Here is a 23,087-nt window from a genome sequence, read left to right as displayed (position 1 = left end):
GTGGGAGCGGAATCGGCGCTAGCTGTAGCGCCAATCGGCCATCACTGCACCCCCACCGGGACACTCCGCCAAAAAGAAGGCCGCCCGGAGGCGGCCTTCCTGAAGTCTTGGTGATGGGGCGTTGGGCTCAGAAGCCCATGCCGCCCATTCCACCCATGCCGCCGCCGGCCGGCATCGCCGGGGCCGCGTCCTTCGGCAGCTCGGCGACCATGGCCTCGGTGGTGACCAGGAGGCCGGCGACCGACGAGGCGTCCTGCAGCGCGGTGCGGACGACCTTGGCCGGGTCGATGATGCCCTTGGCGACCATGTCGACATAGTCCTCGGTCTGGGCGTCGAAGCCGAAGGTCTCGGACTTCTCCTCCAGGATCTTGCCGACCACGATCGAGCCTTCGACGCCGGCGTTCTCGGCGATCTGGCGCATCGGAGCCTCGAGCGCCTTCAGCACGATGTTGATGCCGGCCTGGACGTCCGAGTTCGGGTTGGTGATGCGGCCGACCGCCTTCTTGGCGCGCAGCAGGGCCACGCCGCCGCCGGGGACGATGCCTTCCTGCACCGCGGCGCGGGTCGCGTTGAGGGCGTCCTCGACGCGGTCCTTCTTCTCCTTGACCTCAACCTCGGTCGCGCCGCCGACGCGGATCACCGCGACGCCGCCCGCGAGCTTGGCGAGACGCTCCTGCAGCTTCTCACGGTCGTAGTCCGAGGTGGTCTCCTCGATCTGCGCCTTGATCTGGCCGACGCGCGCCTCGATGTCGGCCTTCTTGCCGGCGCCGTTGACGATCGTGGTGTTTTCCTTGTCGATCACGACCTTCTTGGCGCGGCCGAGCATCTTGATCGTGACGTTCTCGAGCTTCATGCCGAGATCGTCCGAGATCAGCTGGCCGCCGGTCAGGATCGCGATGTCCTCGAGCATGGCCTTGCGGCGGTCACCGAAGCCCGGCGCCTTGACGGCGGCGACCTTGAGGCCGCCACGCAGGCGGTTGACGACGAGCGTGGCCAGGGCCTCGCCCTCGACGTCCTCGGCGATGATCAGCAGCGGACGGCCCGACTGCACGACGGCTTCGAGCACCGGCAGCATGGCCTGCAGGCCCGACAGCTTCTTCTCGTGCAGCAGCACGTAGACGTCGTCGAGCTCGGCGGTCATCTTCTCGGCGTTGGTCACGAAGTACGGGCTGAGGTAGCCGCGGTCGAACTTCATGCCTTCGACGATGTCGACCTCGGTCTCGAGCGACTTGTTTTCCTCGACCGTGATCACGCCCTCGTTGCCGACCTTCTGCATCGCCTGGGCGATCATCTTGCCGATCGCGGCGTCGCCGTTGGCGGAGATGGTGCCGACCTGGGCGACCTCGGCGGAGGAGGCGACCGGCTTGGCGCGCTTCTCGATGTCCTTGATGACGGCGGCCACCGCGGTGTCGATGCCGCGCTTGAGGTCCATCGGGTTCATTCCGGCGGCAACCGCCTTGGCGCCCTCACGGACGATGGCCTGGGCGAGCACGGTCGCGGTGGTGGTGCCGTCGCCGGCCAGGTCGTTGGTCTTGGATGCGACCTCGCGCAGCATCTGCGCGCCCATGTTCTCGAACTTGTCCTCGAGCTCGATCTCCTTGGCGACGGTGACACCGTCCTTGGTGATGCGGGGAGCGCCGAAGCTCTTCTCGATGACGACGTTGCGGCCCTTCGGGCCGAGCGTCACCTTGACGGCGTTGGCGAGAATGTCGACGCCGCGCAGCATCCGGTCGCGCGCGTCGCCAGAGAATTTGACGTCCTTGGCTGCCATTTGAAATCTCTCCTGGAGTGGACCCCGACGGCCAGGGGCGTGATCGCCTGCCTGTCGCCTGAACGAGGTTGAACAACGCTAGTTGCCCCGGGCGGCTTGGCGCCGCCCCGGGCGGATCGGGATCAGGCGACGACGCCCATGATGTCGGACTCCTTCATGATGAGGAGCTCCTCGCCGTCCAGCTTGACCTCGGTGCCGGACCACTTGCCGAACAGCACGCGGTCGCCGACCTTGACGTCGAGCGGGGTCAGCTTGCCGTTCTCGTCGCGGCCGCCCGGGCCGACGGCGACGACTTCACCCTGCGAGGGCTTTTCCTTGGCGGAGTCCGGAATGATGATGCCGCCCTTGGTCTTCTCTTCGGCGTCGATGCGCTTAACCACGACGCGGTCGTGCAGGGGACGAAACTTCGATTTGGCCATGACAGGTCCCTTTGCGGGTGCTTTGGTACGGTGATTGTCTGGATTTCTGAATCCGGCCACATTTGGCGCCCAGGTGGGGCCACGTGACTCGGGGCTTTAGCAATCATGCCCTCCGAGTGCTAAAGGCCATCGCCGGAATATGGCTTGGCGCTGTTCCTGTCAAGCAAGGGGCACCGGTTAAGCGCTTGTTCAGGCTGTTAGGGGGATGCTGTCGCGGGCCAGACATGTTAGTGGAGCGGCGTCGTCATCCGACGTCATTGCTCTGATGCGCGTTTTGCGCTTGGTTGCCGGACGGGGCAGCCATGATCTTGTTCCTAAGGGGATGCCATGACGAGTTCACGGTGCGCGCGGCCGGTTGCCAATCTCGCAATCGCAGCGGCGCTCACAACGCTTCTGGGAGCATGCGGGGGCGGTTTCAACCTCTCGCCTTCCAGTCCCGCGCCTCCGGAGGTCGCCGTGGAGCCTGAGGTTCCGGCGACGATTCGCGCGGAGGATCTGGTGGGCAAGTGGGGCCTCGCCGCCTACAACAATCCCAACGACCGCGCGCGGACCGAGAAGATGGCGCTGGCACAGTGCAAGCAGCCCTATGTGATCGGTGCCGGCACGTCGGGCGGTGTCGTGATGCATCTGGCCGACCAGGCGACCCCGCAGGAGCTGCGCCTGAAGGGCTCGGCCGGCGGCAAGAACTACATCGGTCCGGCCGGCCCTCCCGGCGGCGAGCAGGATCGCGAAGTCGTCTCGTTCGACGGACGGGTGCTGATCACCCGCTTCGTCGACAAGGACGCGGCCACCCGCTACCAGACCATGGTCTATGTCCGCTGCGGACCGCGCGCCTGAGTCTTTCAGCGTCATGCGATATCCAAGAAGCGCATGATGCTCCCATTCATGACCGGGCAGAGGCTCACCGGCTGCTCGATCTCAAACTGCAGATGATGACGACGGCGGAGCTGCGATCTCAGTCTCACCCTCCCCTGGAGGGGGAGGGTGGCAGCTAGTCTCCAAGCTGCGCGCTGCGGAATAGGGCGCGTGCCCTAATCTTCCAGATTCGACTCCGCGGAAACACATCACGCCCCTGGGACCGCTTCAGCCGAACGGGACAAACGAAAAAACGCCGGCGGGAACGCCGGCGTTTTTGTTTGAGATCTCGTATTGCAGAGGCCGCGGCGGCTCAGTTGAACAGCGCGTCGATGTCGTCCTGCGAGGCGTGGCCGACATCGCCTTCCGCCTTCGGGCCGTTCAGCAGCCTGGCGTCGCCCTCGCGGGTGTCGACGATCGGCGGCACATGCGCCTTGATGGCGTCGACGCCGCCCCAGATGTCCATCATCACCACGATGTGGTGCTCGATGAACTTCATGGTGGTCATGACCTTGTTGATGCGCTGGCCGGTCAGGTCCTGGAAGTTGCAGGCCTCGAAGATCGAGACCACGCGCTCCTGGATCTCTTCGCTCAGGATCTTCTGCTGGTCGGCCGAGTCCACCTTGCCGAGCGCGCTGGCGGCCTGGTCGATGGCCTCCGCGGCCTCGAGGATCTGCTGCGTCGCCTGCTCGGTGCCGCCGACGACCGCGCCGAGCTCGCCGTTGACCTTGGCCATCTCCTCGCCGTTGAAGCTCTTGGCATGGAGGGTGGCGATCTCGCCCTTGGTGCGGTTGATCGCGTCGTGGATCAGGTCCAGCTCGACCTTGAGCTTCTCGCACTGCTCGATCTGGGCGCGGTAGGTTTCGAGCAGCGCGCGCGCCTCGGCGACCTCGCGTTGAGCCGATTCTTCAATGGCGGCGTTGGCCGTGCTGTTTCCGCCGGTGCGGATGGCGTTGGCCATCTGCGCCCGGATCGCGCGGAGCTCGTCCATGATTTCCTTGTGGTTGGGGCCGATCTCGCCGCCCACGAAGTCGGGCTCCGGCATATGGCCGACGATGGCTTCTTCGATACGGAAACGCTTGCGAACCGGCATGAGAGTGTCCCTGACCTTTTACTGCGAACAGTTCTATGCAGAGGCTATTTAACATCGCGTTCACGGCAGGAACCGCAGGGGCGCAACGTTCGCGTGTCGCTGAAACGCGCGATTAACCATGCGCCTGCGCCTTCACGCAAAAGTAACGCTAGCTGACAAATCCACGGCCATGTCCGCCGATGGTGAATCCCGGCGGCCTCCCTGTTTACCAAAGCGATCGGGTTTTGCTCTTTATTGACGATACGCGGCGGCCTGACCGGCTGTGCGCAACGAACGGCATTCAGACGAAACAGTACAGAGTACGTCGATGTTCAGATCATTCTCCACGGCGCTGCTGGCCGGCGCATGCGTCTTTGCGGCTCTGGATCGTGCCGCGGCCCAGGGATTTCAGCAGCCTGCGGTAGTCTATAACGGGCCGTCGCAGCCGGCGGCGCCGGTGCGTACCGCCTATGTCGACCGCTCGCGCATGGGCGGCGGCTTCATCGAATTCCTGTTCGGCGATCCGCAAGGAGCGCGCGGCGCACTGCCGCCGGGACAGCCGATGTACCAGCAGCAGCCGTCGTACTACGAGCCGCAGCGGCAGGCGCCCGGCCTGGTGCCGCAGCAGGGCGCGCCGGACGAGGAGGCCTATGAGCTGACGCAGCGGCCGCTCGATCCGAAATACGAGAAACAGATCGTTGACTATGACGGCAAAGAACGGCCGGGCACGATCGTCATCGATACACCCAACAAGTTCCTCTATCTGGTGCAGGGCCAGGGCAGGGCGTTGCGTTACGGGATCGGGGTCGGCCGCCCCGGCTTCACCTGGTCGGGCGTGAAGACCATTTCGGCGAAGCGCGAATGGCCGGACTGGACGCCGCCGCCGGAGATGCTGGCGCGCCGGCCCGATTTGCCGCGCCACATGGAGGGCGGTCCGCAGAACCCGCTCGGTGCGCGCGCGATGTATCTGGGCTCCTCGCTCTATCGCATCCACGGCTCCAACGAGCCCTGGACGATCGGCACCAACGTCTCGTCCGGCTGCATCCGGATGCGCAACGAGGACGTCATCGACCTCTATGGCCGGGTGAATGTCGGCGCACGGGTCATCGTGCTCTGACGCCTTTCGGCCGATGACCGGCACCAAAAAGGCCGCCCAAGAGGGCGGCCTTTTCATTGTCCGTGGCGCGGTGGTCAGCGCGCGTTACGCGTAGTTGCTGCCGCCGTCGTCATCGCCATAGCCGTCATCGGCGTCGAAATCGGCGGCGTCATTGTCGTTGCCGCTGTCGTCATAGCTCGCCTGGTCGAACAGGCCGGCCCGGCCGCCGTCGCCGCCGGAGCGGCCGATGTCGTTGAGCCCCGCGTCATTCGCCAGCGAGCCGCTGGACTGATCGCTGCCGCCCCATGGGCTGCCGCCGCCGCCACGCTCCTCGATGATGGTGGTGTCGCCGAAGGCCTGATGCTGGCCGCCGCCCATCATCGAGCGGATGCCGCCGAGCAGCAGCGAGCCGCCGACCATGCCGGCCGCCGCCGCCGCCGCCGTGCCAAGGAACGAGCCGCCGCCACCACCGCCGCCGCCGAACAGGCCGCCGCGCTGCTGGCCGTAGCCGCCCTGATCATAGGGGCCGGGCTGGCCGGGATAGCCGGGCTGGCCCTGATAGCCGGCCGGCGGCATCGCCTGGCCGCTGTTCCACACCGGGCGGTTCGGCAGCGGCGGAGGAACGTTCGGCACCGAGCCGCGGCTGCCGCCGGAGCCGAAGATGCTGTCGCGCATCGAATCGAGGAAGCCGCCCGACTGCGCCTGCGCCTGGGCGTGCTGCAGCTCCTCGATGCGGGCATTGGCGCGCTTCAGGGCCTCGTCCTGCACCAGCACGGTCTGAACCAGCGCATAGACGGCGTTGGGAGCCCGCTGCAGCGCCTGGGAGATGGCGGCGGCAGCCTCCGGATCGCGCGGCGCACTCTCCAGCTTGGCGAGCCGGTCGAACAGGTCGTCGATGAGTTGGCGTTCTTGCGGTGTCATGTGGTTCTCCTGCCGCTTGCCGGTTCCAGCGAAGCGCGGCCAACATTTGGGGGGACTTTGTGGTTCGGCCAGTCGGGCCGCGCATTAAATTTCCGTATGCGACAAAGCGTCTGCCGGGCTTGCGAACTCCATTGCGTGAAAACGCTGCCAGCTGGCATTTGTTCGTCGCCGGCCCGCCAAATCCGTTCAGGCGAGCGTCACGCCACGGCGGTCGAGCAGCGCGGGAAAGTGCTCGCCGGCCAGATAAGCGTGTTCATGCTCCCGCTGCCCGGTCAGGGGATCGAGCGCGATCAGCACGTCGTCGACGAAGCCGGGATGGCACATCACGAGGCCATGCTCGGGCAGCGCGTCAAGGAAGCCGTCCATCAACGCGCCGAAATCCGAGCCCTTGGTGAAGTCGTAGGCGCCGGCAAAAGCGGGGTTGAAGGCGATGTCGGCGCGCTGCGCATGCTTGCGGAATTGCGCGCTCAAGACGTCCAGCAGCAGCGCCTTCGGCGCTGCCAGCCGCTGCCTCAGCGGCGCGTTGCGGCCGCCCTGGCGCACCCAGGCTGATGGCGCAGCCTCCTTCACGGCGGCCAGAAAACCCTCGCGCACCTGCGGATAGAGCTGCGCATGCTGGTGACCGTCGACGAAATCGGGCGCGCGCCCGAACAGCTCCCCGAACGCAGTCAGCTGCACCATGACCTCGGCGCGGATCAGTTCGGGATCGAGCCGGCGGGTCAATCCGGCGCGCAGCAGTTTCGGAAACGGCAGGAACATGCCGCCTTCGGACGGAAGGAAATGCATCGTCAGCGGCCGGAACGGCGCGGTCAGCGTGACATGCAGGCCGATGGCGCAGCGCGGGCTGTCGGCTGCGACCTTGGTGAGCTCCTTGACCTCGTCGCGCCCGATCGCGGCGCCCACGGTCATTACCGAGGTCGCGTTCAAGCGCCCGCGCGCGATCAGGTCGCGGATGGCGCGGTTGACGCCCGGGCTGATGCCGTAGTCATCGGCGCACAGCCAGATGCGCCGGGGCGGCGCCTCGCTCATTCGGCGGCAGTCCTCTCGCCGTCGCTGCGCGCGTCGAGCGTGGCGCGCTTCTCGCTGTGCTCGGCGACGAAGTAGATCGGCCGGGCCTTCAGCTCGGACAGGATCTTGCCGATGTACTCGCCCATGATGCCGATCATGATCAGCTGCACGCCGCCGATCGTCATCAGTCCGACCATCAGCGAGGGATAGCCGGGCACCGACTTGCCGGTGGTGAAGGTCTCCCAGAGAATCGTCAGGCCGAAAAGGAAGGCGGCCGAGGCCAGCAGGATGCCGAGCAGGCTCGCGACGCGCAGCGGCGCCACCGAGAACGAGGTCAGGCCCTCGATCGACAGGCCGAGCAGGCTGGTGACGTTGAAGGTCGTGACGCCATGCGCGCGCGCCGCGGGTTCGTAGTCGACGCGGATCTGGCGGAAGCCGATCCAGCTCGCCAGGCCCTTGAAGAAGCGGTTGCGTTCGGGGAGCTGGCGAAGTGCTGCGACCGCGCGCGGCGACAGCAGGCGGAAGTCGCCGGCATCCTCGGGGATCTTCTGCCGCGCGCCCCAATTGATCAGCGCGTAGAAGCCGTGCACGGCGACGCGGCGCAGGAACGGCTCGTTGTCGCGATGCGCCTTGGCCGTGTAGACGACGTCGTAGCCGTCCTTGATCCAATGCGTGACGAGCTGCTCGACCAGCGCCGGCGGATGCTGGCCGTCGCCGTCCATGAACAGCACGGCGCCGCGGCGGGCGTGATCGAGGCCGGCCATCAGCGCCGCCTCCTTGCCGAAATTGCGCGACAGCGACACCACCTGCACGTCGAGCGCATCGGCCTGCAGGGTGCGCGCGACCGCGAGCGTGTTGTCGCGGCTGCCGTCGTCAACATAGACGAGCTCGCAGGCCAGGCCGAAGCGCTGGCGCAAGGTGCGCGCGAGATTGTTCAGCCGCTCGTGCAGCGCCGTCAGTCCCGCGCCCTCGTTGTAGACGGGGATAACGATCGACAGTCCCTGCGACGCGGCGTCGGCCGCGGTCGTGGTCAGGTCGGACACGTCAGTTCCCAGCATCGCTTTGGAGTCCTCGTTCACGGACCAACATATGGTAGCAGCCGCTGCCTGTCGCTACGATGAACGGCGATTTATGATCGCAGGAAGGCCTCGAGGCAGGCAAACAGCGGATTCTCGCGGTCGAGCACGTAGTCCAGCGAAGCCACCGACACCGTCTCGGCGCCGTGCGCCCGCAGGAAACTCCCGAGCGCGTAGATCTGCGCCGGCGGGCAGTGCAGCGTGAGCATGCCCGACGAGGTCGGGCCGCCGAACGGCGCGACGACGCCGAAGCGGTTGTGCGCCTCGGTCAGCATTGCTGCGTCGCACCCTTTGAAGCGCGTGCGGACCTCGCGGTATTTCCTGGCGCGGGCGCTGGCGTGGATGTGATCCAGGATGATGCGGGCGCTCTCGCGCGGGCCCTCCGACCAGTCGGCGTCGCGCGAGGCGACCAGATTGGCCTGGCTGCGCAGGATGACGCCGTCGTCCAGCACCTTCAGCCCGTTGGCGGCGAGCGTCGAGCCGGTGCTGGTGATGTCGACGATCAGCTCCGCGGTGCCGACCGCCGGCGCGCCCTCGGTGGCGCCCGCGCTCTCGACGATGCGGTAATCGACGATGCCGTGAGACGCGAAGAAGCTGCGCGTGAGGTTGATGTATTTGGTCGCGACGCGCATGCGGCGATTGTGCTGGGCGCGGAAGCCGGTGGCGACGTCGTCGAGGTCGGCCATGGTGCGGACGTCGATCCAGGCCTGCGGCACGGCGACCACGACATTGGCGCCGCCGAAGCCGAGCGTATCGATCAGCAGCACGCGCTTGTCGGCATCGGCGATGCCCTCGCGGACGAGGTCTTCGCCGGTGACGCCGAGATGCACGGTGCCGCGCGCCAGCTGCGAGACGATCTCACTCGCAGAGAGATAGGCAATCTCGACATTGTCGAGGCCGGAAATGGTGCCGCGATAGTCGCGCGCCCCGCCCGGCTTGGAGAGGTTCAATCCGGCGCGGCCGAAGAACGCTTCGGCATTCTCCTGCAGGCGGCCCTTTGAGGGAACGGCGAGGACGAGGGGGCCGCTCATGATGCTCTCCCGCGCGCGGCCTTCCCCGCGGCGCTGCTCTGGGCCAGGCGCTCGATCCAGATCGAGAAGCCGACGGCCGGAATGGACTGCGGTGCGCCGAGCTGGCTCAGCAGGCCATCATAGCGGCCGCCTGCGACCAGCGGCTCGTCGCCATTGCCGGGATGATGCAGCTCGAACTCGAATCCGGTGTAGTAGTCGAGGCCGCGGCCGAACGCCGTGGCGAAGCGCACCTTGCCGACATCGAGGCCGCGCTGGGCCATGAAGCCGGTGCGCGATTCCAGCGCATCGATGGCGGCGGAGATGTCGAGTTTGGCGTCAGCGGCGAGCGCGCGCAGCTGCTGCACCGCCTCTGTCGGCGTGCCGCTGATGGCGAGGAAGCGCTTGATGCGGTCGAGCGCGTCGCGCGGCAGCGCGCCACCCTTGAGCGTGGACTGCTCCAGAAAGCGATCCGCAATCTCCGCCACGGAGCGGCCGCCCAACGCGGTGGCGCCGGCGATCGACATCAGGTCGGTGACGAGCGCCAGCGCCGCCTTGCGGTCGGAGCCGGCCAATGCCGCGAGCACGCCTTCATATTCGTTGCGCGGCGCGACCTCGGCGGTCGCCAGCCGCTCCAGGTCCTGCGCCAAGGTGCGCTTGCGGTTGAAGTCCTTGATCAGGCGCCGCCGCCAGACCGGGTAGAGATCGAGCGCGTCGATCAGGGCCGTGAACAGCGCCACGTCGCCGGTGCGGATCTCGACCTCGGCCAGACCTGCGGCCGCGGTCGCCTCGATCGCCAGCGCCAGCATCTCGGCATCGGCGGCGGGGTGATCCTGGCGGCCGAAGGATTCGATGCCGCCCTGCAGGAACTCGCTCGGCCGGCCGCCACGGTAACGAAATACGGGGCCGAGATAGCTGAAGCCGGCCGGCTGGCCGGCGCGGGGCGAGGCGAGGTAGTCGCGCGCGACGGGAATGGTCAGGTCCGGCCGCAGGCACAGCTCCTCGCCGCCGAGGTCCGTGGTCAGGTAGAGGCTCTTGCGGATGTCCTCGCCGGAGAGGTCGAGAAACGGTTCGGCCGGCTGCAGGATGGCAGGCGTCGCCCGCGCGTAGCCGGCCTCGGCGAACGACTGCAGCAGCTTGTCCGCCCACGCGGCGGGTCCGGTCGGAGCGGGTCCGGTCATGTCGATCAGGTTCCAAACTGGATGGCGCCCCCTCGCGGGGCGGCGGCTGGCCTTAGCATGGTCATTTGACGGTTTCGACAGGGAAGGGCCGGGTCGGGCCACAATCGGGCCGATGCCTTAACCGCCTGCGCCCCGCCAATCCCCGAGCGTCGCCTGGATCAGGGCCAGCGCGGCCACCGCGGCCGTATCGGCGCGCAGGATGCGCGGGCCGAGCGCCAGCCGGATCACGCGCGGCTGCCGCAGCAGCAGCTCGCGCTCCTGGACGGCAAAGCCGCCTTCCGGGCCGATCAGCAGGTCGATGCCGGCGGGCGCGTCGTCGCGCAGCGCCTGAAGCGGGTCGGCGACATCGGCTGCCTCGTCGCAGAACACCAGCAGGCGTGAGGCCGGCCGCTGGCCGAGGAAGCGCTCCAGCGGCACGGGGTCCCGGACCTCGGCGAGGCTGAGGATGCCGCATTGCTCGGCCGCCTCGATGACGTTGGCGCGCATGCGCTCGCCGTTGACGCGCGACACCTGGGTGTGCCGGGTAATGACGGGCTCCAGCCGCGCCGCGCCCATCTCGACCGCCTTCTGCACGATGTAGTCGAGCCGGGCATGCTTCAACGGTGCGAAGACATAGGCGATGTCGGGCAGGTGGTCCTGCGGCCGGATTCGCTGCCGGGGGATCACGCCCTCGGGCCGTTTGCGGCCGGCGATTTCGCCCTGCCATTCGCCGTCGCGGCCGTTGAACACGAGGACGCGATCTCCCGCGCCGAGCCGCAGCACGTTGCCGAGATAGTTGCTCTGGTTGCGATCGAGCGGGACGGCGTTGCCCTCCAGCAGAGGTGCATCGACGTACAGGCGCGGGGCGGTGAAGTCGTATTCAGGCATGTCTGTGGCGGTTGTAACGAGGAGCCGGACCGGCGATGGCGCCTTTGCGCCGCGCTGCCGACAGATTTGTCCGCTTCGATAGCTCTGGAAATGGCGGTCGTCCATTCGGGCGGGACTCTGGCGCTGCCGGAAGCCTTCATGGGGGCTTGCGAGGAGAACAGCCGTGAACTTGAGACAATCGACGTGGGCGATGTGGGCCATCGCTGCGGTCATCGTGGTGGCGCTCTCCGGTTCTGTCAGGGCCGACGACAAGGCGGCCGCGGCGCCGCAGCCGGCGGTCCCCGCGGTTCCCGGCAGCCCTGGCGTGGCCGGCTTTCGTCCTCCCGAAAGCTGCCTGAAGGAGTTCACGCCGCTGCGGGACGAGACCGCGCGGCGCGCCAAACTGCTGAAGGCTGCGACCGAGCGTCGCTTCGCGCCCGGCGAGGCCTGCCAGCTGGTGCATGATTACGAGCTCGCCCAGACCAAGATGATCGATTACGCGGTCGCGCACGCCTCGATGTGCGGCATCCCCGCCAAGATCACCGATCAGCTCAAGGCGAATCACGCCAACACCCTGGCGGTGATGCGCAAGGTCTGTACCGTGACCTGGAACTTCGCTCCCGCTGCCGGCACATCCGCCTCAAGATCCTGAGGAGGGCGTTGAATGAACGGCGTTTGGCACGAGCTGAGACGCGCTGCCACGTTTTCGCCTTGAAATGTCGACTGCGGCCCTCCGCCGCGGCCGTGATCAACTCCGCGGTTGTGCTGGGCGGACGAGAATCGTAAAAGCCCCGGATCGGATCGTGCTTTCATCCGGAAGTGTTGAGGATTCTTGGTCTTACCGGAGAACCAGCCTTGATCGTGCACAAGACGTTGTTGCCGCTCGCCGTCGCCGCCACCGTGCTCTGCACCGGGCCGGCCTTTGCACAGGGCTCCTTTCCGGCGCCGCTTCCTGGCCAGGCTCCGGCCAGCAGCTCGCCATTTCCTCCCATCAACGGCGCAGCGCCGCCGCCGATGCAGGCCGCCGCTCCGTCGAGCGCGTTCCCGGCTCCCGGTGGCGGGGGAGGAGGCTTCGGCGGCGGCGGGTTTGCACCAGCGCCGATGGGCGCTGCCCCGCGGGGTGGCCCGCCCGACAGCTGCATGAAGGAATTCATGCCGCTGCGCGAGGAGGCTGAACGCCGCGGCAAGCTGATCAAGGCTGCCAGCGACCGCAAGGCCTCGCCTGTCGAGGCCTGCAAGCTGATCGGCAACTTCGGCAAGGCCGAAGTGAAGATGATCAAATATGTCGAGCAGAATTCCGCAACCTGCGGCATCCCGCAGCAGATCGCCGATCAGCTCAAGGCCGGCCACAAGAACACCGATGCGCTCGAGAAGAAGGTCTGCGCGGTGGCGGCCCAGATGCAGAAGGGCGGCGGCGGCCCGGCGGCCCCTGGCCTCAGCGACGTACTGGGAACGTCGGCTGCGTTGCCCGAGGCCAACACGATGAAGAAAGGCGGCTCGGCCTTCGATACGCTGACCGGCAACGTTCTCACCCGATGAGCACCACCGCCGTCCGCGTTGCTGACGCGACCGGCAACTGGGTCGATACGCTGGCGCCGCTCTGGAGCCGGCCCTATTTGCGGCTTGCGCGTTTCGATCGACCGATCGGTTCCTGGCTGCTGTTGATGCCGTGCTGGTGGTCGGCCGCATTGGCCGCGGGGATGCTCGGCGATCTGTCCATGCTTCCCGTATGGATCGCGCTGTATTTCGTCGGCGCCTTCGTGATGCGCGGGGCCGGCTGTACCTGGAACGACATCACCGACCGCGATCTCGACGCCAAGGTGGAGCGCACCCGCTCGCGGCCGATTCCGGCCGGGCAGGTCGGCGTGAAGCAGGCGCTGGCTTTCCTGATCGCGCAGGCCCTGGTCGGGCTTCTGGTGCTGCTGCAGTTCAACCGGTTCGCCATCGCCACCGGCATTTCCTCGCTGCTGATCGTGGCGGTCTATCCGTTCATGAAGCGCGTCACCTGGTGGCCGCAGGTCGTGCTCGGCCTCGCCTTCTCCTGGGGCGCGTTGATGGGATTTGCCGTCGCCTTCGGCCGCATCGATGCCACGGCGCTGCTGCTCTATGCCGGGTCGATCTCGTGGGTGATCGCCTACGACACCATCTACGCGCATCAGGACGCGGAGGATGACGCGCTCATCGGCGTCAAGTCGACGGCGCGGCTGTTTGCCGAGCGCACGCATCTGGCGCTGGTGATTTTCTACGGGCTCGCTGTCGTCTTGATCGGAGCCGCGTTCGTGACCGCACATGTGCATGTTGCGGCATGGCTTGGGCTGGCGGCGTTTGCCGCCCATCTCGGCTGGCAGATCCGGCGTCTCGACGCTGCTGATCCGGCGCTGTGCCTGCGCATCTTCAAATCGAACCGCGATGCCGGACTGCTGTTGTTCGCCGGCCTGCTGGTCGACGCGGTGCTGCGCGCAACCTGATCAGTTGCGCGCGATGATCTCGCGTTCGCCGCGATGCACCGAGGCCGGATTGGGCTGGTAGCCGACGCGGCGCCGCATCAGGAAGCGCGGACGGCGTGCGCGGATCGCGTTGCGGCGGCGGCGGCGTGGCGTGGCCTCGCGCCGTTTGTCCTGCAACTGCGGCAGCGCGAACGTCTCGCTCCACATCGCCCAGGCCGTCACGATGTCGTCCTGGTCGTCGCTGACGCACAGCGGAATGCTGAGCGAGGGGTCGCGATGGACCAGCACCAGCATCATCTGCGTGTCGTCGACCTCGCGCAGCGCGATGCCGAGAAAGTCGCTGACCCGGAGATTCACGGCCATGCGCATGCCGCTGACGGCACGGCGCAGGACCACCCGCTCCCGGTGCAATTCGATCTGCCGGATCCCGCCATCGGCACGGGTATCGTGCGCGCTGTACGAGACGGGCAGGGAAAGAGGGTCGAGCCGCAGCACGCGGCTCGACCCAGCGGAATTGCTTCCGCCTGTTGCTGTTTGACGCCTCACGGCTTGGTCTCCCCGCCGGGATTATGCTCCCGGTCGATGCGTGAGACCTTGCCACGCACCTCGCCCGTATCAGCTTAAGAAGGCTGGTTAATCAGTCCTCACGCATGATCCTCTTACCGTCATGATTGACAAGCGCTTGCCCCGCATGATTGACGAGACCTTGCCGATTTGCCGACAATCCGACGTGGTGTCTGCCGACCTGCTTGAAGTCGGCGTGATGAGGCCACATTTCGTCTGGATTGAGCCGTGTTCGCCGCCCACCTGACATCGATCGGATCGTGTTCGTGACCTCTCCTTCCTCAGCCGCCGCAACGTCGACCTCCGCCCATTCGGATCTGCTCGATCAGTCCGCCCTGCGAACGCTCGCCGAGCGGCTGGTGGAGGCCGCGAAGAAGGCCGGCGCCGACGCCGCCGATGCGATCGCGGTGCGCGGCATCTCGCAAGGCGTCGAGGTCCGGGACGGCCGCGTCGAGGAATCCGAACGCTCCGAAGGCGATGATGTCGGCTTGCGCGTGCTGGTCGGCAAGCGGCAGGCGGTGGTCTCGACCAATGACGTCAGCGGCGATGGCGTGGCGCGTCTGGCCGAGCGGGCCGTGGCGATGGCGCGGGTGGCGCCCGACGACAAATATGTCGGCCTCGCCGATCCCGCGCTGCTGGCGCGCGACATTCCCGAGCTCGACCTGCTCGATCCGGCGATCCCCGGGACGGCGGAACTCGAGCGGCGGGCGCAGGAGGCGGAGGCCGCCGCCCTCGGCGTGAAGGGCGTCACCAAGTCCGGCGGCGCCTCGGCCTCGGCCGGCATCGGCGGCATGGTGCTGGTCACCAGCGACGGCTTCCACGGTGCCTATCTGCGCTCCAGCCAGAGCATTTCGACCACCGCGATCTCCGGTGAAGGCACCGGCATGGAGCGCGACTACGACTACACGGCGGCGCCGCATGGTGAGGATCTCCTGAGCCCGGCGGCGGTCGGGCGCAGCGCCGGCGAGCGCGCGGTGGCGCGCGCCAATCCGCGCAAGGTTGCGACCTGCCAGGTCCCGGTGGTGTTCGATCCCCGCGCATCCGGCTCGCTGGTCGGCCATCTCGTCGGCGCCATCAACGGCGCCTCGATCGCGCGCAAGACCAGCTTCCTGAAAGACAAGCTCGGCGCTCAACTGTTCGCGAAGGGGATTCGCATCATCGACGATCCATTGCGTCGGCGTGGCCTGCGCTCGCAGCCGTTCGACGCCGAAGGCGTCAAGGTGAAGCAGACGGCGCTGGTCGATGACGGCGTTCTCACGACCTGGCTGCTGGATTCCGCCACGGCGCGCGAGCTCGGCCTGACCACCACAGGCCACGCCCATCGCGGCGTGTCGTCCTCGCCGTCCCCGGGGCCGTTCAACCTGCATCTCGAAGCAGGCGTCGTCACCGCCAAGGAGCTGATCTCGGATATCAAGCAGGGCTTCTACGTGACCGACCTGATCGGCTCGGGCGTGAATGGCGTCACCGGCGACTACAGCCGTGGTGCCTCCGGCTTCTGGATCGAGAATGGCGAGATCACCTATGCAGTCAGCGAGGTGACGATCGCCGGACATCTGTTCGAGATCTTCAAGTCGATGACGCCCGCCAGCGACCTCGAATTCCGCTACGGCGTCAATGCGCCGACCGTGCGCATCGAAGGATTGACGCTTGGCGGACGGTGAGTTCGAAACCTCTGATACGGAGAGCCTCGGCACGGAGAGTCTTGCGGCGGACGCCGTACTCCTGAAGGCGGTGGTGCGCGAAGCCGGCGAGCTCGCGCGCGCGATGTTCGGCACCGACCTGCGCAAATGGACCAAGGGCGCCTCGTCGCCCGTCTCCGAAGCCGACATGGCCGTCAACGCGCTGCTGGAGCGCAAGCTGCGATCGGCGACGCCTGAGTATGGCTGGCTGTCCGAGGAGAGCGCCGACGATGCGGTGAGGCTGGGCCGGTCCCGGGTCTGGATCGTCGATCCGATCGACGGCACCCGCTCCTATCTCGGCGGCCGCAATGACTGGTGCGTGAGCGTCGCCCTGGTCGAGAACGGTGCGCCCGTCCTGGCGGCCGTCCACGTCCCGATGAGCGAGGAGTTCTTCTTCGCGGCGCAGGGACGCGGCACCACGCTGAACGACGCGCAGGTTCACGCCTCGGAGGGCCACGACATCGACTTCGCGCGCGTCGCCGGACCAAAACCGCTGGTTGAGAGGCTGGCACCGGAATCGACACGGATTGAGTTGCATCCGCGAATCGGATCGTTGGCACTCAGGCTGTGTCGTGTCGCGCATGGTGCTCTCGATGCCGCTTTTGCAGGCGGGCAAAGTCGCGATTGGGATCTTGCGGCGGCTCATTTGATCGTGCAGGAAGCGGGTGGTAAAATGAGCGCATTGTCCGGCGAGACGATCCTCTATAATCGTCCCGACGTGGCCCATGGGGTGCTGGTAGCAGCGGGACGCGATCGACATGCTGACATAGTCAGCCATTATCGCCGCCTGCCGCAGAGCTGATCACACCCTTCAGGACCGCGCCGGCCAGGCCGCCCCGCAAGGCGCGTTGATTAGGAAACGATACCGATGACAGATAGCGCCTCGCAGCAGCTCCTTCACCTCGTGATCGGCGGCGAACTCGTCAACCTCGAGAAGAACGAGTTCAAGGATCTCGACAAGGTCGATATCGTCGGCGTCTATCCGAACTACGCGTCGGCCCATGCCGCCTGGCGCGCCAAGGCGCAGATGACGGTCGACAACGCCCACATGCGCTACTTCATCGTGCACCTGCACCGGCTGCTCGATCCCGGCCAGGACGCCAAGGCGTAAGACGAAGCTCACGACTTGAAACATCTGATCCGCAATACGCTGCGTAGCGGCTGGTTCCAGCGCGCCGTCGGGTTCCTCGCGGCCGAATATCTGCGCCTGGTGTGGCTGACCAACCGCTTCACCTTCGAGCCGCCCGAGGTCTACGAGATCGTCGAGCCGCAGATGCCGGCGATCTTCGCGTTCTGGCACGGCCAGCATCTGCTGACGCCTTTCATCAGGAACAAGTCGAGCTATCGGGCCAAGGTGCTGATCTCCAAGCATCGCGACGGCGAGTTCAACGCCATCGCTGCGGAGCGGCTGGGGATCGGAACCATCCGCGGCTCCGGCGACCATGGCGGCTCCTTCCACCGGAAAGGCGGCGTGGGGGCGTTCAGGGAGATGGTGCAGGCGCTCGAAGACAACTATAATGTGGCATCCACTGCCGATGTGCCGAAACGCGCGCGGATCGCGGGTCTCGGCATCATCATGCTCGCGCGTGAGTCAGGACGTCCGATCATGCCCTTCGCAATGGTCACGAGCCGCTTCGTCCGCCTGAAGAACTGGGACAGTACGACCATCAATTTGCCATTCGGCCGCGGCGCATTGGTGGGAATCAAGGAAATCAACGTGCCGCGTGATGCCGACGCCGCGACCATGGAGCAGGCGCGCCTCGACCTCGAGGCCACGCTCAACGAATGCATGCGCCGCGCCTATGAGATCGTCGGCCGTCCCGAAGCCTGTCCGCCGCCGGTGAATTCGCGGGCCGACGCTGTGGGAGCCGCCAGTGGCTAGCCCGCTGCCGATGGCCCTGCGCGTCTACCGCGGGTTGTCCTCGGCGGCGGTGCCGCTTGCGCCGGCCCTGATCCGGCAGCGCCTCAAGAACGGCAAGGAAGATCCTGAGCGGACCGACGAGCGGCGTGGCTTGAGCCACGATACCCGCCCGGAGGGGCCGCTGGTCTGGATTCACGGCGCCAGCGTCGGCGAGGTGCTGGCTGCGGCGGCGCTGATCGAGCGGCTGCGCGCGCTCAACATCCGCATCCTGATCACCTCGGGCACGGTGACGTCGGCGGCGATCGTCGCCAAGCGCTTTCCGCCCGACGTGATCCATCAATATGTGCCCTATGACACGCCGCGCTTCGTCGAGCGCTTTCTCGATCACTGGCGTCCGTCGCTCGGGCTGTTCATCGAATCCGACCTCTGGCCCAATCTCATCCTGGCCGGAGCGTCGCGGCGGGTGCCGATGGTCGTGATCAACGGCCGGATGTCGCCGCGCTCGTTCCCGCGCTGGCGCCGCATGTCCGGCACGATCTCCGCACTGCTCGGACGCTTCGATCTGTTCTTGACGCAGTCGCAGGCCGATGCCGACCGCTTCTCCGCGCTGGGGGCGCGCAACGTCGTCACGACGGGCAATCTGAAGCTCGACGTGCCGGCGCCGCCCGCCGATCCGGCGAAGCTCGACCGGCTCACCGCGATGACGCGGGGCCGACCGGTGATCGTTGCGGCGTCCACGCATCCCGGCGAAGAGGAGATGCTGATCGCGACCCACAAGGTGCTGTCGACGATCTATCGCTCGCTGCTCACCGTGATCGTGCCGCGCCATCCGCATCGCGGTCCCGCCGTGGCCGAACTGATCGCTGGCGCCGGGTTGCAGCCCGCCTTGCGCTCGCGCGACGAGCAGCCGCTCGCCGGCACCGACATCTACGTCGCCGATACGATGGGCGAACTCGGCCTGTTCTACCGGCTCGCGCCGGTGGTGTTCATGGGCGGCTCGCTGGTCGAGCATGGCGGACAGAATCCGATCGAGGCCGTGAAGCTCGGCGCCGCCATCGTGCATGGACCGCATGTCTTCAACTTCACCGAGGTCTACGAGGCGCTGGATCGCGCGGCGGGCGCGCGCCTCGCGCGTGACCAGGATGCGCTGATCCGGCAGCTCCGGCAGTTGCTCGGCGACGCCGCGGCCGTCGCCAATCTGGCGGCGGCGGGAACACGGGTGGTCGATCAACTCGGCGGCGCGCTGGACCGGACGGTGTCGGCGCTCGAGCCGTATCTCCTGCAGATCAGGCTGGAGATGGGAGCCGCCGGTGGCGCGTGAGCCGGCCTTCTGGCACCGGCCTCAGTCCTGGCAATCGCGTCTGTTGTCCCCGCTGTCGATGCTCTACGGCACGGTGGCCGCGCGCCGGATGCAGCAGCCGGGGATCGACGCCGGCGTGCCGGTGATCTGTGTCGGCAATTTCCATGTCGGCGGTGCCGGCAAGACGCCGACGGTGCTGGCGCTGACGGATCTCCTGCGTGACCTCGGTGAGACCCCGGTGGTGCTGAGCCGCGGCTATGGCGGGCGGCTGTCTGGCCCCGTGCTCGTCGACCCGGCCGCCCACACGGCCGCCGATGTCGGCGACGAGCCGCTGATGATGGCCGCGTGCGTGCCCGTCGTCGTGTCCCGCGCGCGGGCCGAAGGCGTCGGCCTCGTCAAGGCACAGGGCGCCACCGTCATTCTGATGGACGACGGGTTTCAAAATCCATCGATCAACAAAAATCTCGCGCTGATCGTGATCGATGGCGCGCGCGGGCTCGGCAACGAACAGGTTTTCCCGGCCGGGCCGTTGCGGGCGCCCTTGCCGCCGCAACTGGCGCGGACGGATGCCTTGCTGGTGATCGGCAGCGGTGAGGCCGGCGCTCGGGTCGCCGCGACCGTGTCCGCCGCCGGAAAACCAGTGTTTGCGGCCACGCTGCGGCCCGATCCGCAGGCGGTCGAGGCGTTGCAGGGAGGGCCGCTGCTGGCCTTTGCGGGAATCGGCGATCCCAGCCGCTTCTTTCGCACGCTGCGAGCCGCTGGGCTCGATGTCAGGCGCGAGCGCGCCTTTGCCGACCACCATTCCTATTCGACGGATGAGATCGCCGAACTGGCCGAACAGGCCGGGCGCGAACGGCTGACCCTGGTAACGACGGAGAAGGATCTCGCGCGTCTTCGCGGCAGCAAGGCGGCGAGGCTCGACCTCGCCATTGCCGCATTTCCCGTGACGCTGCAGTTCGCTGATCCGCACGCACTGCGCGCGCTCGTCGCGCAACGCTTGAACGTGCGGAACGTCTAGCCGTCGGCCTTCAGCGCGCCCGGATAATGCCGCTGCAGCACCGCGCTCGGCAGTGCATAGGCCTCCTGCAGGTCGACGCTCCAATATTTCAGCTCATCGAGCGGGATCCGCGCGTCGGTGATCGCGCAGCGCACATAGCTTCCGGGCGAAATCACGCGGAAATCGCCATCCAGATACTGTACCTGTGCTTCGCCCTGGCCCGAGGGACCAAACTTGTTGAGCACGTCCGCGATCTCCAATCCCTGCACCCGCCGAGGGGCACACGACACGCCAAATTCGATGATCTGGTAACATAGATAGGCGGACCTGTCCCTCCCGCAAACCCACCGATTTGTGATGCTTTCGCGCGAAACTCCGTGCTAGCTAGGCTGAAATATCCGCCGTCCGGCTGGTTTGATGCGCTCCCTGATCACCGTTGTTGCTGCTCTGCTCTGTGCCACGGCCTCCATCGCCTCGGCGGAGCCTTTGCCGGCGCCGGTCGCTGTCGAAATCCCCTCGGACAACTACGTTCTGCACGCGCAGCTCTACAAGCCGCGCGGGACGGGCCCGTTTCCAGCGGTCGTCGCGCTGCATGGCTGCGGCGGGCTGTCGGGCCGCTCCGAGCCGGTGCTGCCGCGCTATCGCGATTGGGCCGAGGAGCTGGTCAAGGACGGCAAGGCCGTGCTGCTGCCGGACAGCTACGGCTCGCGCGGGCTTGGGCCCCAATGCCGCGTCAAGGATCGCCGCATCAGCGGCCGGCGCGAGCGCGTGGCGGACATCGTCATCGCGCAGAAATGGCTGATCCAGCAGCCCTGGGCGATGCCGGACCGCGTCAGCCTGGTGGGCTGGGCCAGCGGCGCCAGCGCTTTGCTCTGGGCGGTGCGCCCGCAACTGCCTGATCACGTCTCGCCGGATTTCCGCTCGGCCGTCGCGTTCTATCCGGATTGCCGCGCCTCGTCCGGCCTCGGCTGGAGCACGCGAGTCCCGACCCTCGTTCTGATCGGCGGACTGGACGACGTCTATTCGCCGCCGGCGTGCCGGCAGATGATCGACGGTGCGCGCGGCCGCAGCGCGCTGACCCGCATCGTCATCTATCCCGGCGCCTATCATGATTTCGATCGCGTCAATCTGCCGGTGCATCAGGTCGCCGGCGCCGATGCCGCGGCGCCCGAGCGCGGCCATGTCGGTTCCGACCCCGAGGCGCGCGCCGATGCGCAGAAGCTCGTCGCCGAGTGGCTGGCGCGCTGAGGGCCCCTTAGAACAGGCTGCCCTGATCGGCGGGATCGGGCGTGCGCTTCGGCGCAGGCTTGCTGTCGCGCGACGGCTTCGGCGCGGCTGAACTCACCGACGGCTGCGGCCGGTCCGCGCCCGCCGTCGCCGTGACCTTGCCGTCGGCGAATTCGATCGACAGCGCGGCGCCCGGACCGATGCTTGCGGCATGATGCAGCGGGTGGCCGGCCTCGTCGCGCACCAGCGCGAAGCCGCGCGCCAGCACGCTGCGATAGGACAGAGCGGTGAGCAGCTTGTCGCTCTGGCCGACGCGCGCCGACAGCCGCTGCAACTGTGTGACCAGCGCGCGCCTGGCACGTTCGGCCAGACGTTCGGTGCGGTCGCGCTCCCTGGCGATCGCCTGGTGCTTGGCTTGCGCGTAGGCCTGGCGCGAAGCCTTGAAGCGCGCATCGAGTGCCTCGAACCGCTCGCGCCGCCGATGCAGCTGGCCACGCGACGACAGCGACAAGCGCTCGGATGACGCGATCAGGCGATGGCGCGAGTGCGCGATCTGCGCGTGCAGCACGCGCAGCGTGAGCTTGGCGCTCGCCGCGGCGAACTGCCGGAAGTGCACATGGGTGTTGGTCTTGAGCGCGCGCGGCAGGCTGGCGGCGGCCGAGTCGAGACGCTGCTGCGGGATGGCGAGCAGATCGCTCGGGCCGGGCAGGGCCCGCGCGGCCGCGCGCAGTTCGTTGCGCCGGCTCTCCTGGCTGCGCTGCCAGCACACGCTGACGCGGCGGGCGAGGCTCGCAACCTCCTGCATCAGCTCGCTGCGCACCGGCACCGCCATTTCGGCGGCGGCCGTCGGGGTCGGCGCGCGCTTGTCGGCGGCGAAGTCGATCAGGGTCACGTCGGTCTCGTGGCCGACGGCCGAGATCAGCGGAATCATGCTCTCCGCCGCGGCGCGGACCACGATCTCCTCGTTGAACGACCAGAGGTCCTCCAGCGAGCCGCCGCCGCGCGCGACGATCAGCACGTCGGGCCGCGGGATCGGGCCATCCTCCGGCAGCGCGTTGAAGCCGCGGATCGCGGCCGCCACCTGCTCGGCCGAGCCGTCGCCCTGCACCTTGACCGGCCATACCAGGACACGGCGGGGGAAGCGGTCCTCCAGCCGGTGCAGGATGTCGCGGATCACCGCGCCGGTCGGCGACGTCACGACGCCGATCACCTCGGGCAGCCATGGCAAGAGCTGCTTGCGCGCGGGATCGAACAGGCCCTCGGCGCCGAGCTTGCGCTTGCGCTCCTCCATCAGCGCCATCAGCGCGCCGATGCCGGCGGGCTCCAGCGCCTCGATGACGATCTGGTACTTGGAGGAGTTGGGATAGGTCGTGAGCTTGCCGGTCGCGATGACCTCGAGCCCTTCCTGCGGCTTGAAGCGCATGCGGCCGTGCACGCCCTTCCAGATCACGGCCTCGATCTTGGCGCTCTCGTCCTTGAGCGCGAAATAGCAGTGCCCCGAGGAATGCGGCCCGCGAAAACCGGTGATCTCGCCGCGCACGCGGACGTGCCCGAACTGATCCTCGACCGTGCGTTTCAGCGCCGAGGACAGTTCGGTGACGGTGAATTCGGGCGCGTTGGGCAGGGCTTCCGCAGGCGGCATTGCTTCTGATTCGGTTCGGGGAGCAGCCGCCAAGGTAGGAGCTTTCGGCTCCCATCGCCAATCAAGCCGTTGCCTTTTCGATAACTCTGTATTACAGAGTTCTCTATTACAGAGCTGG

General features: G+C 67.4%; 24 protein-coding genes. 12 read left to right on the top strand and 12 right to left on the bottom strand.

Features of this window, described 5'->3' with window-relative positions:
• Positions 1 to 127: 127 nt before the first annotated feature.
• Both groL and groES read right to left on the bottom strand, forming a co-directional pair.
• Positions 128 to 1,771 carry a chaperonin GroEL gene (gene groL / locus ACQR1Y_RS18250; RefSeq protein ID WP_012029656.1) on the bottom strand — a complete coding sequence of 548 codons (1,644 nt, stop codon included), beginning with the start codon at positions 1,769 to 1,771 and terminating at the stop codon, positions 128 to 130.
• 122 nt (positions 1,772 to 1,893) lie between these two features.
• Complete coding sequence (groES, locus tag ACQR1Y_RS18245) at positions 1,894 to 2,190, bottom strand: co-chaperone GroES (RefSeq protein ID WP_434856184.1); 297 nt, start codon at positions 2,188 to 2,190, stop codon at positions 1,894 to 1,896.
• A 327-nt stretch (positions 2,191 to 2,517) separates the two neighbouring features.
• Between groES and ACQR1Y_RS18240 the strand changes: the two genes are divergently transcribed.
• Positions 2,518 to 3,027 carry a hypothetical protein gene (locus ACQR1Y_RS18240; protein ID WP_434856183.1) on the top strand — a complete coding sequence of 170 codons (510 nt, stop codon included), beginning with the start codon at positions 2,518 to 2,520 and terminating at the stop codon, positions 3,025 to 3,027.
• Positions 3,028 to 3,358: 331 nt separating this feature from the next.
• On the opposite strand, the gene ACQR1Y_RS18235 is transcribed toward ACQR1Y_RS18240, so the two are convergent.
• Positions 3,359 to 4,138 carry a protein phosphatase CheZ gene (locus tag ACQR1Y_RS18235; protein ID WP_434856182.1) on the bottom strand — a complete coding sequence of 260 codons (780 nt, stop codon included), beginning with the start codon at positions 4,136 to 4,138 and terminating at the stop codon, positions 3,359 to 3,361.
• A gap of 307 nt (positions 4,139 to 4,445) precedes the next feature.
• On the opposite strand from ACQR1Y_RS18235, the gene ACQR1Y_RS18230 reads away from it, so the two are divergent.
• On the top strand, positions 4,446 to 5,234 hold the full coding sequence (locus ACQR1Y_RS18230) for a L,D-transpeptidase family protein (protein WP_434856181.1): 789 nt from the start codon (positions 4,446 to 4,448) through the stop codon (positions 5,232 to 5,234).
• Positions 5,235 to 5,318: 84 nt separating this feature from the next.
• On the opposite strand, the gene ACQR1Y_RS18225 is transcribed toward ACQR1Y_RS18230, so the two are convergent.
• From ACQR1Y_RS18225 to ACQR1Y_RS18200, 6 genes are all read right to left on the bottom strand, one after another.
• Positions 5,319 to 6,134: a DUF2076 domain-containing protein gene (locus tag ACQR1Y_RS18225; protein WP_434877623.1), complete on the bottom strand. Its 816-nt coding sequence runs from the start codon at positions 6,132 to 6,134 to the stop codon at positions 5,319 to 5,321.
• Positions 6,135 to 6,320: 186 nt separating this feature from the next.
• A complete protein-coding gene (locus ACQR1Y_RS18220) occupies positions 6,321 to 7,163 on the bottom strand; it encodes a ChbG/HpnK family deacetylase (protein WP_434877622.1) in 843 nt (280 codons plus the stop codon).
• Complete coding sequence (locus ACQR1Y_RS18215) at positions 7,160 to 8,200, bottom strand: glycosyltransferase family 2 protein (RefSeq protein WP_434877621.1); 1,041 nt, start codon at positions 8,198 to 8,200, stop codon at positions 7,160 to 7,162. The genes ACQR1Y_RS18220 and ACQR1Y_RS18215 overlap by 4 nt, the downstream gene beginning before the upstream one ends.
• Before the next feature lie 71 nt (positions 8,201 to 8,271).
• Complete coding sequence (gene hisG / locus ACQR1Y_RS18210; protein ID WP_434877620.1) at positions 8,272 to 9,249, bottom strand: ATP phosphoribosyltransferase; 978 nt, start codon at positions 9,247 to 9,249, stop codon at positions 8,272 to 8,274.
• Positions 9,246 to 10,406, bottom strand: coding sequence for an ATP phosphoribosyltransferase regulatory subunit (locus ACQR1Y_RS18205; protein ID WP_434877619.1), 1,161 nt, complete (start codon positions 10,404 to 10,406; stop codon positions 9,246 to 9,248). Before ACQR1Y_RS18205 ends, hisG begins: the two co-directional genes overlap by 4 nt.
• Before the next feature lie 117 nt (positions 10,407 to 10,523).
• Entirely contained in the window at positions 10,524 to 11,273 is a 750-nt protein-coding gene (locus ACQR1Y_RS18200) for a 16S rRNA (uracil(1498)-N(3))-methyltransferase (protein ID WP_434877618.1), read from the bottom strand.
• Positions 11,274 to 11,436: 163 nt separating this feature from the next.
• On the opposite strand from ACQR1Y_RS18200, the gene ACQR1Y_RS18195 reads away from it, so the two are divergent.
• The 3 genes from ACQR1Y_RS18195 (at position 11,437) to ubiA (ending at position 13,720) form a co-directional block, all read left to right on the top strand.
• On the top strand, positions 11,437 to 11,904 hold the full coding sequence (locus ACQR1Y_RS18195; RefSeq protein WP_434877617.1) for a hypothetical protein: 468 nt from the start codon (positions 11,437 to 11,439) through the stop codon (positions 11,902 to 11,904).
• A 206-nt stretch (positions 11,905 to 12,110) separates the two neighbouring features.
• The gene (locus ACQR1Y_RS18190) at positions 12,111 to 12,791 is read left to right on the top strand and encodes a hypothetical protein (protein ID WP_434856553.1); all 681 of its coding nucleotides are present in this window, start codon (positions 12,111 to 12,113) and stop codon (positions 12,789 to 12,791) included.
• Positions 12,788 to 13,720 (top strand): 4-hydroxybenzoate octaprenyltransferase, encoded by a 933-nt coding sequence (gene ubiA / locus ACQR1Y_RS18185; RefSeq protein WP_434877616.1) that lies wholly within the window; start codon positions 12,788 to 12,790, stop codon positions 13,718 to 13,720. Before ACQR1Y_RS18190 ends, ubiA begins: the two co-directional genes overlap by 4 nt.
• On the opposite strand, the gene ACQR1Y_RS18180 is transcribed toward ubiA, so the two are convergent.
• Positions 13,721 to 14,245 carry a DUF6101 family protein gene (locus ACQR1Y_RS18180; protein WP_434856172.1) on the bottom strand — a complete coding sequence of 175 codons (525 nt, stop codon included), beginning with the start codon at positions 14,243 to 14,245 and terminating at the stop codon, positions 13,721 to 13,723. It lies immediately after the preceding gene.
• Between the two features lie 284 nt (positions 14,246 to 14,529).
• On the opposite strand from ACQR1Y_RS18180, the gene ACQR1Y_RS18175 reads away from it, so the two are divergent.
• The 6 genes from ACQR1Y_RS18175 (at position 14,530) to lpxK (ending at position 20,121) form a co-directional block, all read left to right on the top strand.
• Positions 14,530 to 15,924 carry a TldD/PmbA family protein gene (locus ACQR1Y_RS18175; protein ID WP_434877615.1) on the top strand — a complete coding sequence of 465 codons (1,395 nt, stop codon included), beginning with the start codon at positions 14,530 to 14,532 and terminating at the stop codon, positions 15,922 to 15,924.
• Positions 15,925 to 15,997: 73 nt separating this feature from the next.
• Positions 15,998 to 16,744 carry a 3'(2'),5'-bisphosphate nucleotidase CysQ gene (locus ACQR1Y_RS18170; RefSeq protein ID WP_434877653.1) on the top strand — a complete coding sequence of 249 codons (747 nt, stop codon included), beginning with the start codon at positions 15,998 to 16,000 and terminating at the stop codon, positions 16,742 to 16,744.
• A 66-nt stretch (positions 16,745 to 16,810) separates the two neighbouring features.
• A complete protein-coding gene (locus tag ACQR1Y_RS18165; RefSeq protein WP_006610384.1) occupies positions 16,811 to 17,053 on the top strand; it encodes a DUF4170 domain-containing protein in 243 nt (80 codons plus the stop codon).
• Between the two features lie 15 nt (positions 17,054 to 17,068).
• The gene (locus ACQR1Y_RS18160; RefSeq protein WP_434877614.1) at positions 17,069 to 17,824 is read left to right on the top strand and encodes a lysophospholipid acyltransferase family protein; all 756 of its coding nucleotides are present in this window, start codon (positions 17,069 to 17,071) and stop codon (positions 17,822 to 17,824) included.
• Positions 17,817 to 19,124, top strand: a complete 1,308-nt coding sequence (locus ACQR1Y_RS18155; RefSeq protein WP_434856169.1) for a 3-deoxy-D-manno-octulosonic acid transferase — start codon at positions 17,817 to 17,819, stop codon at positions 19,122 to 19,124. Before ACQR1Y_RS18160 ends, ACQR1Y_RS18155 begins: the two co-directional genes overlap by 8 nt.
• Complete coding sequence (gene lpxK / locus ACQR1Y_RS18150) at positions 19,114 to 20,121, top strand: tetraacyldisaccharide 4'-kinase (protein ID WP_434877613.1); 1,008 nt, start codon at positions 19,114 to 19,116, stop codon at positions 20,119 to 20,121. The genes ACQR1Y_RS18155 and lpxK overlap by 11 nt, the downstream gene beginning before the upstream one ends.
• On the opposite strand, the gene ACQR1Y_RS18145 is transcribed toward lpxK, so the two are convergent.
• Complete coding sequence (locus ACQR1Y_RS18145) at positions 20,118 to 20,345, bottom strand: DUF2093 domain-containing protein (protein ID WP_434877612.1); 228 nt, start codon at positions 20,343 to 20,345, stop codon at positions 20,118 to 20,120. The genes lpxK and ACQR1Y_RS18145 overlap by 4 nt on opposite strands.
• A gap of 172 nt (positions 20,346 to 20,517) precedes the next feature.
• Between ACQR1Y_RS18145 and ACQR1Y_RS18140 the strand changes: the two genes are divergently transcribed.
• Entirely contained in the window at positions 20,518 to 21,348 is an 831-nt protein-coding gene (locus ACQR1Y_RS18140; RefSeq protein ID WP_434856166.1) for a dienelactone hydrolase family protein, read from the top strand.
• Positions 21,349 to 21,355: 7 nt separating this feature from the next.
• Here the strand turns inward: ACQR1Y_RS18140 and xseA are convergent, their stop codons facing one another.
• Entirely contained in the window at positions 21,356 to 22,969 is a 1,614-nt protein-coding gene (gene xseA, locus ACQR1Y_RS18135) for an exodeoxyribonuclease VII large subunit (RefSeq protein WP_434877611.1), read from the bottom strand.
• Between the last annotated feature and the right edge of the window lie 118 nt (positions 22,970 to 23,087).

Source organism: Bradyrhizobium sp. HKCCYLRH3099 (assembly GCF_051167855.1).
Lineage (GTDB): Bacteria > Pseudomonadota > Alphaproteobacteria > Rhizobiales > Xanthobacteraceae > Bradyrhizobium.
This window is presented reverse-complemented; position numbering and strand designations above follow the sequence as displayed.